This is a genomic window from Pseudomonas sp. IC_126 (genome assembly GCF_004331835.1).
Classification (GTDB): Bacteria; Pseudomonadota; Gammaproteobacteria; order Pseudomonadales; family Pseudomonadaceae; genus Stutzerimonas.
The window spans coordinates 665,083-676,918 of sequence record NZ_SJSS01000002.1; the positions used below are offsets into that span (position 1 = coordinate 665,083).

Sequence of the window (11,836 nt, forward strand, 5' to 3'; positions counted from 1 at the left end):
GAGCACTTGGAGCACGGCGACGCTCCGCAAGTTCATGAGTGCACTGGCAATCGGCTGATCCAGTCGAGTGTTTGTCAGTACATGCCCAGCAGAGTACTGAACTATGGTACGAACCTCTATCGAAGAAGCCCCCACGGCTCATGTCAGTTACTTCGGAAGCCCACCATGACCAATGAAGACCCCCGTACCATCGCTGATCGGACGCTGGATGACTATCGTGCCAATGCCGAGGCGTTTCGCGAGGGCACGCGCGACCACGACGTCAGCCAGAATATCGATGCATTGTTGCGAAACATCCACGGCGAACCGCCGTTTCGCATTCTCGACCTGGGTTGCGGTCCGGGGCGAGACCTTAGGACATTCACGTCGCTCGGCCATATCGCCGTCGGGTTGGATGGCGCTGAACCCTTCGTGCGCATGGCGCGGGTCGATAGCGGTTGCGAGGTGCTGCACCAGGACTTTCTGCAGCTGAACCTGCCCGCCGAAGCGTTCGACGGCATCTTTGCCAATGCGGTGCTGTTTCATCTTCCCAGCCGTGAAATCGGCGCGGTTCTGCTGAAGTTGCATGCTGCGCTTCGCAGTGGTGGCGTGCTGTTCAGCTCCAATCCGCGCGGCGACAATCAGGAGGGCTGGAGCGGTGCGCGTTATGGCACTTGGTATGACTGGTCAGCCTGGCGGGAATTGCTGCAGTCGGCGGGCTTCATCGAGCTTGAACACTATTACCGGCCGACAGGTCTGCCTCGCGAACGGCAACCGTGGCTTGCCAGCGTCTGGCGCAAGGGCTGAAGTGGCGGACAGCGGCAAGCGGCGGTTGTTCATCCGTAACGCAGAATGCATGTCGTGAAGCTTGGCTTCATGCGTTTTGCATGCATCCAAAACGCTATTATGTGACGCAAGTCACTGAATTTCGTGGGTTTCGTGATCTATCCCGGTTGGCATGAACGCTGCTCTAGTTAAGGAAGCTGGACCATAACCGGAGTACACAATAATGATCGCCGCTGAAAAAAACCTCTCTGCCGCGTTTCCTGAGTTCGAAGTACTCACCACCCCTCGTCCGGATGGGGGGCTTCTCTTGACGCTGCGTAACGATGATCGGGACATCATCAAGCGCGCCCTTTCCAAGGGTCAGACCCAGACCAATATTCAGCTGGAATGGGTCATCAGCTCGATCCGCCGCGATCTGGCGCTGGAGGCTGGCATGTCGCCTGCCATTGCCCGTTTGCAGAGCCAGAGCCGCACTGGGCTGCCGACCTACGATTACGCCTGAACCGATCGTTGGGCCCGCAGTGCAGTGGGCCCACCTTCGGATAAGCACTGCGCGATCTGGCGCAGGCGAACCTACCGGATCAGAAGAGTCCGGGTGCAGCAAGCCGTTTAGTGATGAGGAATCCCACATGAATGCCATTGACCTGTTGATTGAAGACCACGAACGAGTGAAGGACATCCTGACGCGCCTGACCGAGAGCACAGAGCGTGCGGTAAAGACTCGTACCGATCTGCTGCAAAAACTTGAAATGGAAGTGACCATCCATACCCAGCTCGAAGAGCAGATTCTCTACCCGGCCTATAAGGAAGCGGGTGGAAAGGAAGAGCTGAAAATGTACTACGAGGCCAAGGAGGAGCATCGCGCGGTGGATTCTCTCGTGCTGCCTGATCTCAAGGTGACCGATCCGGGGAGCGTTGAGTTCTCCGGCCGCGCGAAAGTGTGCAAGGAGTTGCTCGAACATCACATCGAGGAAGAGGAATCGGAAATGTTTCCCCAGGCGCGCGAGCTGTTCGACGAGGCCAGGCTGGAAGAGATGGGTAAGCAGATGAGCGAACTCCGAGACCGCCTGAAGAAGGAATTCGTTGCCAGCAAAGCGGCTTGACGTATTTCGTACCGGGGGGCGCAACGCCTCGGCACATTGTTCACACCTAACCGGCGCGCAGGTAACTGTCGCGCCGGTTGACGTATCGGCTCGATAGCCAGGCCGAACGGCCCGCAAAGCATCGACTGAGATCGATCAGAGCCTTCGTTTTATACGCCAGCGTGCTGGATATGCATGGCAGGACCGATACCGTTGAGCGGTTGACGCCCAGTCTGCGGGGTTGCGTGGGCACTCTCCTCCTTGTGAAAGGTCAGTTTCAGAAGGATTGATTTGTCCTATCTCCGGCTTGTTAGTCGGCTTTCATCTTTCTGGAGGGTTATCCATGCGTCTTGCTTACTTGTCTGCCCCTGTTCTAGGTCTGCTGCTGGTCGGCTGCGGCCCGGATGAGGATCTTGAGCGCGAACAGACCCCGCCGCCACCTGCAACTGAGCAGCCTGCGGCTCCTGCAACTACGCCGCCTGCTGCCACACCGCCGGCTACCGGAACTGGCGCTGGAACGGGTGCAGGGCCGGGCACTACCGGAACCGGTACGGGCGCCGGCGCGGAAACCGGCACCGGAACCGGCGTCACAACTGGAACGGGTAATTCGGATGGCATGAACACCGCACCGGCCGACAACGGCAGCGGTCTGGGCACCGAGTCGGGTGCCGGCACCGCGCCCAATCCCACCGGCACCGGTACGGGTGCGTCCCAGTAAGATTTTAAATTCAACGGCGCCTCGCGAGCTTGGCGAGGCGCTCTGCTGGAGGTTTGGATGAAGACGAAATATATCGCCGTCGCCGCTGCGCTACCTGTTGCGCTGATGCTGAGCGCCTGCTCGCCGGACGAAGAGCCGTCGGCAATGGATAACACCAGCGAAAATCAACAGGAATACCAGAACACGGCCACCGACCCGGCCGGGCCGCGCGAGATTTCGCCACCTTCGAATATGGCCAACGAATGACAGGGCTCGTACGCTGCGGCTGAGCGAGCCGCTACACGTACTGGGCCGCCGCGTAGCCGGATGCCCAGGCCCATTGGAAATTGAAACCGCCGAGATGGCCGGTAACATCCAGCACTTCACCCACGAAGTACAAGCCCGGTGCCTTCTGCGACTCCATGGTCTTCGACGACACTTCGCGCGTGTCGACGCCACCCAATGTCACCTCCGCGGTGCGATAGCCTTCGGTGCCGGCCGGGACCAGTTGCCAGTTGCCGAGCTTTTCCGCCACGTCTTCGAGTTCAGCCGGGCTGTACTGCTTCAGCGGCCTGGAAATGAACCAATGCTCGGCCAGCAGCCCCGCCATCTTGCGTGTGAACAGCTCGCCGAGCAGCGTTTTCAACTCGGTATTGGGGCGTTCACGGCGCTGTTCGTCCAGCCAGTCGACGAGGTTCAGGTGCGGCAACAGGTTGATTTCGATGACATCGCCCGGCTGCCAGTACGAGGAAATCTGCAGAATCGCCGGCCCGGAAAGTCCGCGATGGGTGAACAGGATGTTTTCCTTGAAACTCTGGCCGTTGCAGCTGACCAGGCAATCCTCGACCGAGGTGCCCGACAGGGCTTCGCACATCCCCTTGAGCTGCGGTTCGGTGATGGTGAATGGCACCAGGCCGGCGCGAGTCGGCAGCACGCTGTGGCCGAACTGACGCGCAATCTGATAGCCGAAACCGCTGGCGCCGAGCGTCGGAATCGACAGCCCGCCCGTCGCGATCACCAACGACTGGCAGGCCAGTTCGCCGGCATCGCTTTGCAACCGATAGCCGTCCTCGTTGCGTTCGACCGACTGCACGCTCGTATTCAGGTGAAGGTCGACGCCCGCTTGTCGGCACTCCTCGAGCAACATGTCGAGGATGTCGCTGGCCTTGTTGTCGCAAAACAGCTGACCGAGTTTTTTCTCGTGATAGGGCACGCCATGACGGCTGACCATCTCGATGAAATCCCATTGGGTATAACGCGCCAGAGCGGATTTACAGAAATGCGGATTGCCGGAGAGGAAGTTGGCCGGCTCGGTGTACATATTGGTGAAATTGCAGCGTCCGCCGCCGGACATGAGAATTTTCTTGCCGGCCTTGTTGGCATGGTCGAGCAGCAGAACGCGGCGGCCGCGTGCCGCCGCCGTGAAAGCGCACATCAGTCCGGCAGCCCCCGCGCCAATTACCACCACATCCGTTTGCAACACCGCTCACCTCGACTCGAAAACGCGAGATGGTACTCCTGCCGCCGGGCTACTGCAGCCTGGGCTTGGGACAGCCGACGAGACGAACATGGCAATCGGTTCACCGTGTGCTTTGCTATGAGTAATGGCGCTTCGCTATGAGGGGCGAGAAGTCCATGAAAGATTCAAGCCGTCTTCTATGGTTGGCATTGCTGCTGGCGAGCACGTCCCTTTCGGCCGACGTGCTGCGTCTGGCTGGCAACGCTTGGCCGCCTTATACGGATCGACGTCTGCCCGAGGATGGTTTGTCGGTCGAGCTCATCCGCACTGCGCTTGGCCGTGCGGGCTACCGGATCGAATACATCGAGGTGCCCTGGGAGCGCGCTCTGCTGGGGCTGAAGACTGGCAGCTACGACATGGTCAATGGTTGGCCGGCCCTCAACCGAGCTGATTATGTACGCCGCTCACAGCCTTTTTTGACCAATCGCATGCGTTGGGTGCAGCGACGCGACAGTGACATTCGCTATGACGGCCTCGCCAGTCTTGCGGCCTATCCCGTTGCGCTGAGCCGCGGCTATGGCTATAGCGAGGAGCTGGAAAACGATTCGCGCCTGAACAAGGGGTACGTCGCGAACTTCGTGCAGGCGGCGAGGATGCTGCTGGTCGGGCGCGTCGATCTGACGCTGGAAGATGAGCGCACCGCCCTGTTCCATTTCCGCCGCGAACTGAAGCAGGTAAGCGACGCCTTGTCGTTCGTGCCGGGTGAATTCAGCCTGCGCGATTTGTCGCTGGCGGTACGCAACAGCCATCCGCAGCAGGCGGCGATCCTCGCAGCGTTCAATCGCGAGATCGCGGCGATGGAAAAAGAAGGCAGCTATGCGGCGATCTTCCTCCGCCATGGGCTGCCTGCGCCCGAAGCGTTGCCTCAGCCCTGAGCCGGCGGCGCCTGGCGCACCAGGTGGCTGGCCATACTGCGCAGCGGCGCGAGCTGGCGGCAGATCAGACCCAGCTGGGTCTGTAGCAGACGGTGTGCATCGTCCTGGTCCTCGGAGGCCTGTTCGAGCTGTTGCGCGAGCGCTTCTTCCTCATCGCTGTAGACCGCCACTGGCTGGTTGGTTTGCAGGGCCGTCGCCAGCTCGTCGAGGCTGCTCGCCAGTTGCTGCGCCGCACGTTCGAGCATGTCGTCGCGGGCATCGTCGGGCAGGCTTTCGCGGTGTGCGCCCAGCCCTGACAGATAGTTGAGCAGCGTGTGGGAGAGAATCAGAAAGCGAAAGCCGGTCTCGGCATCCTTTCGGAAATGGCCGGGCTCCAGCAGCATGTTCGACAGCGTGGTCGATAGCGCGGCATCAGCGTTATGCGCGTTGCGTCGGGCCAGCCGGTACGCCAGATCGTCGCGTTTGCCGCTCTCGTACTGGCGCATGATCTGACGCAGGTAATCCGCGCTGCGGCTGAGGGTATTGGCAACCATCCGATTGAGCCGGCGACCCTGCCAGTCCGGAAGAATCAGGAACACTGCCGCCGCGGCGATCAGGCTGCCCAGCAGGGTATCGACCAGCCGCGGCCAGATCAGCCCGTAGCCGTCGCCGACCTGGTTGAAGCAGAACAGTACCAGCAAGGTGATCGCCGCCGTCGCCAGGGTATAGCGGCTGCTACGTGTGGCGAAGAACACCACGCCGGCGACCACGGCGAACAGCGCCTGGATCTGCTGGCTCGGGAACAGATCGAACAGCGCCCAGCCCACCACCAGCCCGAGCATAGTGCCGGTCACGCGCTGCACCAGCTTGATCCGTGTCGCGCCGTAGTTCGGCTGGCAGACGAACACCGTCGTCAGCAGCACCCAGTAACCCTGTTCCGGGTGGATCGCGTGCAGCACCGCGTAGCCGCACACCAATGCCAGGCTCATGCGCAAGGCATGACGGAACAGCAGCGAGGTGGGCGTCAGCTGCAAGCGGATGCGGGCGAGGGCGTCGCGTAACGATTGCGGCTCGCGGTCCAGCAGGCTGCTGTCCTGTTCGCCTTCCAGGGCATCGGGGTTGCTGGCACTGGCGAGTTGGCGCTGCATTGTCGACAGGTTGCTCGACAGCGCTCGCAGCGAGCGCAACAGCCCGCGCCAGGCCGGATTGCTCTGCATGCGCAAGTGTTCCAGCGACGATTCCAGATCGCCCAGTGCCTGGGCATTGGCTTCGCTGTAGCGAAAAGGCTGGCGCAGCTGAATGACCTTGGCCAGTTCGGCGCAGGCGATGCCCTGCAGGCGCAGCAGCCTGCCGCAGCGGAACAGCACGTCGCTGTGGAAGAAGGCCTCGGCCAGCGCCTGGTAGGGATAGTGCGAGGAGCTGACGCGCTCGTGCAGGTCCTGGGCGAGGAAATAGAGTTTGAGGTAATGGCTGATCTTGACGCCAGGACGACCGTTACCGAGGCGGTGCAGTAGGGTTTCCTTGGTGGCATTCAGCGCGCTGACCACCCGACAGTTCTGCTGCGCCAACTGCAGGCGGCGCTCCTCCACATCGAGTTGGCGCACCGGCTCGAACAGCGTGGCCTTGAGCTTGAAATACTGACCCAGTTCCCGATACAGCCTGGCCAGGCTCTGTTGCACCGGCTGATGCGAGAACAGGGCGTTCCAGAGCACCGACAGCAGTCCGTACCAAGTCGCCCCTGCGAGCAGCAGCAAGGGTCCTCGCCAGGAGTCGAGATCAGCACCGTCGCGCTGATCAGCGGCGATCATGCTGTAAATGGACAGAATCAGCGTGGCCTGGGCAATGGTCGCGTAGCGCTCGCCCAGCGCGCCCAGCATCACCAGCACGAATGCAGCCACGGCCATGCCGCCGACGAACAGCGGCGGGTACGGGAATAGCAACTGCACCGAGGCGGCGGCGACGCTGAAACACAGCAGCGTGACCATTAAAGCCGAGAGCCGACCGAACCAGCTGTCGTCGGTTTCAGCCAGAGCGCTGGCAATCACGCCGAGAAACAGCGGGATGGCCATCGACGGCTGCCCGAGGTGCCAGCTCAGGCCCATGCTGCCGGCCAGCGCAATCAGCACGCGCAGGCTGTAGCCGAATTTCTCCAGCGCCCAGAGGCGGCGTAGGGAATGGCTGAGCGATGGTGAGCGCATGGACGTTCGGACCCGACTGAGAAGCTATTTGGACGCCCGAAGCGTTCGGACGTCACGGCGACCATGGCAAAGCTTATACCGTCCGTCCGTCCCGCATCACCGGAACGCCATCGCTTGGTCATGGTTCTGCCGTATTTCGCTGGCTTTATTCATGCGGCCCCTCCACCCATTCCGATAAAAGAGGACAACGCATGAACCGTGAACATGATGCCAGCCGCCGCAGCCTGCTCAAGGGTGGCGCTATCGCCGCCGTAGTCGCCACCACGCCGTTTCTCGGGACCCTGGAAGCTTTTGCCGCGCGCAATGCGCAGGGCCGCGGTGCTGGCCTGGTCCGCAGCAGCTACGGCCCGCTGCGCCCCACCAAGGATCTGAGCACGGGTCTGGAACTGCTGCAGCTACCCGATGGCTTCCAGTACAGGAGCTTCTCCTGGACCGGCGATCTGATGGAAAACGGCCAGCCGGTGCCCGGTTCGCATGACGGCATGGGCGTTATCGACGTCCGTCGCGGGCACAACGGCCCGGAGATTGTTCTGGTGCGCAACCATGAAGCCGGCACCGGCAAGCTGATCGAGGCCGATGGAATCTACGACGGCATTACCCTTGCCAACGGCCAGCGTCCCGCCGGCGGCACCACCAATCTGTATTTCTCCCATGGCATCGACGATGCGGTACGCACCATGCCGAGCCTTGGCGGCACGCGCACCAATTGCGCTGGCGGCGTAACGCCGTGGGGCACTTGGCTGTCATGTGAGGAAACCACCGAGGATTACCGCAGCGTCGGTGGCCGTGCCCACGGTTATGTGTTCGAAGTCACCGCCGACCCTGCGCTGACCACCGGCCAGCCGATCGTGCAGATGGGCCGCTTCGCCCACGAGGCGGTGGCCGTGGATCCCCGCAACAGCTACGTCTACCTGACCGAAGATTCCCGCAATCGCTCCGGTTACTATCGCTACATTCCCACCGATGCCAGCCAGCAACCCGGCTCACTGGCGGCCGGAGGCATCCTGCAGGCGGCACGCGTCCGTAATCGCGCGTTGGTCGATCTGCACGCGCCGAAGCAGGGCGACAGCTACCAGCTGGAATGGGTCGAAGTGTCGAATCCTGACCTTGATCCGCAGCCTGAAGGAAGCGGCCCCTATGCCCAGGCACGCCAGGCCGGCGGCCTGAGCATGAGCCGCGGCGAAGGCATCTGGTACAGCGAAGGCAAGCTGTTCATCGTCGACACCAGCGCCGGCACCGACGCCCAGGGTCGCGCTGGCTATGGTCGCGGCGCGGTATGGATGCACGATCTGGTCAGTGATCGTCTGACCTGCATTTTCGCGTCCACCGATGCCGAAATCGCCAACAACCCGGACAACATCACCGTCAGCCCGCGCGGCGGTTTGCTGCTCTGTGAAGATGGCGGTGGCGTGCAGGATGCGTTCGGCTTCGGTGAGCGGCTGCTGGGTCTGACCACGGCGGGCGAGGCTTACATCTTCGCCAAGAACAACGTGGTGTTCGATGATGTGCAAGCCGCGGCGACGGGTAAGCAGGTCTCAGGGGGCGACTACCGCAACAGGGAATTCTGCGGGGCGTGCTTCGATCCGACCGGGCGCTATTTGTTCGTCAACATCCAGACCCCGGGCATCACCTTCGCCATCTGGGGGCCTTGGGCGCGCGGGTCGTTGTAAGAGAGGCAGCTGAAAGCTTGAAGCCGGAAGCTGGAAGTCAGAGCTGCTTGCTTCCGGCTTCCGGCTTAAAGCTGTCTGACTTTCAACGACCGCCCTTTGATCTTCCCGGCGTTGAGGCGATTCAACGCCTGTTTGGCGACGTCGCGCTCGACGGCGACGAACGCCTGGAAATCGAAGATCGCGATCTTGCCGACCTGGGTGCCGGGGATGCCCGCATCGCCAGTCAGCGCACCCAGAATGTCGCCAGGGCGCAACTTGTCCTTGCGTCCCGCGCCGATGCAGAGCGTCACCATCGGTGGTCGCAGCGGCTCGCCGGGCTGCGCTTTCAGGTCGCTCAGCGGCTGCCAGTTGAGCGACGCTTTCTGCCGCTCTTCGATGGCGCGGGCGCGATGGGCTTCGGCGGGCGCCACCAGGCTGATTGCGATCCCTTTTTTGCCGGCGCGTCCGGTGCGCCCGACGCGGTGAATATGTATTTCCGAATCGCGCGCCAGCTCGACGTTGATCACCATGTCCAGCGCGTCGATGTCCAGGCCGCGCGCGGCAACGTCGGTGGCCACCAGCACCGACAGGCTACGGTTGGCGAACATCGCCAGCACCTGATCGCGGTCGCGTTGTTCCAAGTCACCATTGAGCGCCATGGCGGAGATGCCTTTGGCCGTGAGCTGTTCCACCAGCTCCTGGCATTGCTGCTTGGTAAAGCAGAAGGCGACGCAGGTTTCCGGGCGGAAGCTGGCGAGCACACGCACCACGGCGTCCATTCGGTCATCCGCATCGATTTCGTAGAAGCGCTGTTCGATCTGTGAGTCGTCATGCAGCGCCTCGGCCTTCACCTGCTGCGGGTCGCGCATGAAGGTGGCCGAAAGCTGCTTGATGCCTGAAGGATAGGTCGCCGAGAACAGCAGCGTCTGCCGCTTGCTTGGCGTCTGCTCGATGATCTCCGCGATGACGTCGTAAAAGCCCATGTCGAGCATACGATCGGCTTCATCGAGCACCAATTTGTTGAGGCCGTCGAGTTTCAGCGTGCCTTTTTTCAGGTGCTCCTGAATGCGCCCAGGGGTGCCGACGATGACGTGAGCGCCGTGCTCCAGCGAGCCGATCTGCGGGCCGATGGAGACGCCGCCGCAGAGCGTGAGGATCTTGATGTTGTCCGCCGCGCGCGCCAGCCGGCGCAGTTCCTTGGCAACCTGATCGGCCAGCTCGCGGGTCGGGCAAAGCACTAAAGCCTGACAACCGAAGTAGCGCGGATTGAGTGGTTCGAGCAGGGCGATGCCGAAGGCGGCGGTCTTGCCGCTGCCGGTCTTGGCCTGAGCGATGAGGTCCATGCCCTTGAGCATCACAGGCAGGCTCTGGGCCTGGATCGCGGTCATCTCGCTGTAACCGAGGGCCTCGAGGTTGGCCAGCATGGCTGCGGAAAGAGGCAGGGAAGAAAATGCGGTACTGGGCACGGGGAAAGTCTTCAGCGGGGATCGGCCTGCAGTCTATCAGGCCGCTGGCTCACGCGGAGATCAAGCGTGCCACCGAGGCGGCCCGCCATCGCGGCGAAACGTTTTGTAGGACAAGCAAACGGAACCCAGCCAGCGAGTGGTTGATCGATAGCTTGTCCATGACTCGTTCCAGGAGGTTGTTTTTGTCTCGCGTTCTTTTCCTTGCAGGTCTGTTGGCGCTTCCGGCGTTCGCGGCCGAACCCACTCTTTATGGGCGTTACGAACACATCAAGATCGAAGAAATCGGCAAGACCCTGCCAGCCAAAATGGACACCGGGGCTATGACCGCATCGCTGTCAGCGCGCGACATCGAGCAGTTCCAGCGTGACGGTGAGGACTGGGTGCGCTTCCGTCTGGCCGTCGATGGCGCTGATGACACCATTTATGAACAGCCGCTGATTGGCATCAGTCAGATCAAAACCCGCGCCGAAGAGGGCGTTGAGGTCGATCCGGATAGCGAGCCGCCACGGGCGGAGCGGCCGGTTATCGGCATGCAGCTGTGCATCGGCGACCAGCTACGCGAGGCTGAGGTGAATCTCACCGATCGTACCCACTTCAGTTATCCGCTACTGATCGGCGCCCAAACCATCCGCGACCTGAACGCCGCGATCGATCCGGCCGATAAGTACACGGCAGGGCGACCGACCTGCTAAGACGCATGCACATGCATCTGATGGCGGATATGCGAAAGAACGAGCTGATGAGTAGTAGTCAGGGAACACGTTCTGAATTGCATTTGTCCGCCTTTCTTTAAGTGCAAAGCTTAAAAAACAGAATAGCCATAACTATGCGTCGCATTGTCGGAAGGCTGGATTTTGTTTTCGATATTAAATTGTTTATTTCATTTGATTAATATGATTCTTAATTTAAGTGTCTGGATTTAAGGCTTGTATTAGATTTTAAATTTAACGTATTGAAGTTCATATCTGATTATTCATGCTGCTTTGATTGGATGTAATCAAGAGCAGGAATGATTGGCGCGCTTTTATGTTCGATTAAGGTTGGTAGTTTCGAGCCGCCGGGGGTGACCGGGTGCTGTTCGCGTTGGCAAGGGGGGCTGGTTTATCCCCGGTCGTAGCGGGACATCGAGCGTCGGACTGTCATGTCGAGGATTGAACGCTATCGAGCGACAGCTTGTTCAGCCATGAAAGCCTGTACGGAATGCCGTAATTCAGCGGTTTAGATGGCATTCGGTAGCGTTCGTCAGACTAAAGTCGGGGCTTTCTTTTCAGAACCCATCCTTGCTAGATTCACGATGTGGTTCCTCTCACTCGTAATAAAAATAAGACGGAGAACGTCAATGGCCGACGCCGATAAAGAAAATGCTGCTGCGTACTGGAAGGCGAACGTTCGCCTCATAACATGGAGCCTTGTGGTTTGGGCTCTCGTCTCATATGGCTTTGCTATCCTCTTGCGCCCGTTGCTGTCCGGTATACCGGTCGGCGGAACAGATCTGGGGTTCTGGTTCGCTCAGCAAGGTTCCATCATTACGTTCATTTTGATCATCTTCCACTACGCGTGGCGGTTGAACAAACTGGACAAGGAATTTGGGGTCGAGGAGTAAGCC

General features: G+C 60.8%; 12 protein-coding genes. 9 read left to right on the plus strand and 3 right to left on the minus strand.

Annotated elements, in window-relative coordinates; genetic code table 11:
• Nucleotides 1-165: 165 nt before the first annotated feature.
• The 5 genes from E0D86_RS08445 to E0D86_RS08465 all read left to right on the plus strand — a co-directional run bounded on the left by E0D86_RS08445 (nt 166) and on the right by E0D86_RS08465 (nt 2,811).
• A complete protein-coding gene (locus E0D86_RS08445; RefSeq protein WP_131649564.1) occupies nt 166-786 on the plus strand; it encodes a bifunctional 2-polyprenyl-6-hydroxyphenol methylase/3-demethylubiquinol 3-O-methyltransferase UbiG in 621 nt (206 codons plus the stop codon).
• A 202-nt stretch (nt 787-988) separates the two neighbouring features.
• On the plus strand, nt 989-1,267 hold the full coding sequence (locus E0D86_RS08450; RefSeq protein WP_131649565.1) for a DUF3509 domain-containing protein: 279 nt from the start codon (nt 989-991) through the stop codon (nt 1,265-1,267).
• Between the two features lie 127 nt (nt 1,268-1,394).
• Nucleotides 1,395-1,868: a hemerythrin domain-containing protein gene (locus E0D86_RS08455; protein WP_131649566.1), complete on the plus strand. Its 474-nt coding sequence runs from the start codon at nt 1,395-1,397 to the stop codon at nt 1,866-1,868.
• Between the two features lie 322 nt (nt 1,869-2,190).
• Nucleotides 2,191-2,565: a hypothetical protein gene (locus tag E0D86_RS08460; RefSeq protein ID WP_131649567.1), complete on the plus strand. Its 375-nt coding sequence runs from the start codon at nt 2,191-2,193 to the stop codon at nt 2,563-2,565.
• A 57-nt stretch (nt 2,566-2,622) separates the two neighbouring features.
• On the plus strand, nt 2,623-2,811 hold the full coding sequence (locus E0D86_RS08465; RefSeq protein ID WP_131649568.1) for a hypothetical protein: 189 nt from the start codon (nt 2,623-2,625) through the stop codon (nt 2,809-2,811).
• 31 nt (nt 2,812-2,842) lie between these two features.
• On the opposite strand, the gene E0D86_RS08470 is transcribed toward E0D86_RS08465, so the two are convergent.
• Nucleotides 2,843-4,027 carry an NAD(P)/FAD-dependent oxidoreductase gene (locus E0D86_RS08470; RefSeq protein WP_131649569.1) on the minus strand — a complete coding sequence of 395 codons (1,185 nt, stop codon included), beginning with the start codon at nt 4,025-4,027 and terminating at the stop codon, nt 2,843-2,845.
• A gap of 152 nt (nt 4,028-4,179) precedes the next feature.
• Between E0D86_RS08470 and E0D86_RS08475 the strand changes: the two genes are divergently transcribed.
• Complete coding sequence (locus E0D86_RS08475) at nt 4,180-4,938, plus strand: ABC transporter substrate-binding protein (protein ID WP_131649570.1); 759 nt, start codon at nt 4,180-4,182, stop codon at nt 4,936-4,938.
• Here the strand turns inward: E0D86_RS08475 and yccS are convergent.
• A complete protein-coding gene (yccS, locus tag E0D86_RS08480) occupies nt 4,929-7,115 on the minus strand; it encodes a YccS family putative transporter (protein ID WP_131649571.1) in 2,187 nt (728 codons plus the stop codon). The two genes, E0D86_RS08475 and yccS, sit on opposite strands and share 10 nt — an antisense overlap.
• Nucleotides 7,116-7,306: 191 nt before the next feature.
• On the opposite strand from yccS, the gene E0D86_RS08485 reads away from it, so the two are divergent.
• A complete protein-coding gene (locus E0D86_RS08485; protein ID WP_131649572.1) occupies nt 7,307-8,785 on the plus strand; it encodes a PhoX family phosphatase in 1,479 nt (492 codons plus the stop codon).
• A gap of 65 nt (nt 8,786-8,850) precedes the next feature.
• On the opposite strand, the gene dbpA is transcribed toward E0D86_RS08485, so the two are convergent.
• Nucleotides 8,851-10,230 carry an ATP-dependent RNA helicase DbpA gene (gene dbpA, locus E0D86_RS08490; RefSeq protein WP_131649573.1) on the minus strand — a complete coding sequence of 460 codons (1,380 nt, stop codon included), beginning with the start codon at nt 10,228-10,230 and terminating at the stop codon, nt 8,851-8,853.
• Nucleotides 10,231-10,412: 182 nt separating this feature from the next.
• Between dbpA and E0D86_RS08495 the strand changes: the two genes are divergently transcribed.
• Together E0D86_RS08495 and E0D86_RS08500 are read left to right on the plus strand one after the other, a co-directional pair.
• Complete coding sequence (locus E0D86_RS08495; protein ID WP_131649574.1) at nt 10,413-10,922, plus strand: ATP-dependent zinc protease; 510 nt, start codon at nt 10,413-10,415, stop codon at nt 10,920-10,922.
• A gap of 647 nt (nt 10,923-11,569) precedes the next feature.
• On the plus strand, nt 11,570-11,833 hold the full coding sequence (locus E0D86_RS08500) for a DUF4212 domain-containing protein (protein ID WP_045163945.1): 264 nt from the start codon (nt 11,570-11,572) through the stop codon (nt 11,831-11,833).
• Nucleotides 11,834-11,836: the final 3 nt, after the last annotated feature.

What these genes read in the sequence shown, in the direction of transcription:
- E0D86_RS08445 (WP_131649564.1), top strand. Translation starts at nt 166, where the DNA reads ATGACCAATGAAGACCCCCGTACCATCGCTGATCGGACGCTGGATGAC.
- E0D86_RS08450 (WP_131649565.1), top strand. Translation starts at nt 989, where the DNA reads ATGATCGCCGCTGAAAAAAACCTCTCTGCCGCGTTTCCTGAGTTCGAA.
- E0D86_RS08455 (WP_131649566.1), top strand. Translation starts at nt 1,395, where the DNA reads ATGAATGCCATTGACCTGTTGATTGAAGACCACGAACGAGTGAAGGAC.
- E0D86_RS08460 (WP_131649567.1), top strand. Translation starts at nt 2,191, where the DNA reads ATGCGTCTTGCTTACTTGTCTGCCCCTGTTCTAGGTCTGCTGCTGGTC.
- E0D86_RS08465 (WP_131649568.1), top strand. Translation starts at nt 2,623, where the DNA reads ATGAAGACGAAATATATCGCCGTCGCCGCTGCGCTACCTGTTGCGCTG.
- E0D86_RS08475 (WP_131649570.1), top strand. Translation starts at nt 4,180, where the DNA reads ATGAAAGATTCAAGCCGTCTTCTATGGTTGGCATTGCTGCTGGCGAGC.
- yccS (WP_131649571.1), bottom strand. Translation starts at nt 7,115, where the DNA reads ATGCGCTCACCATCGCTCAGCCATTCCCTACGCCGCCTCTGGGCGCTG.
- E0D86_RS08485 (WP_131649572.1), top strand. Translation starts at nt 7,307, where the DNA reads ATGAACCGTGAACATGATGCCAGCCGCCGCAGCCTGCTCAAGGGTGGC.
- E0D86_RS08500 (WP_045163945.1), top strand. Translation starts at nt 11,570, where the DNA reads ATGGCCGACGCCGATAAAGAAAATGCTGCTGCGTACTGGAAGGCGAAC.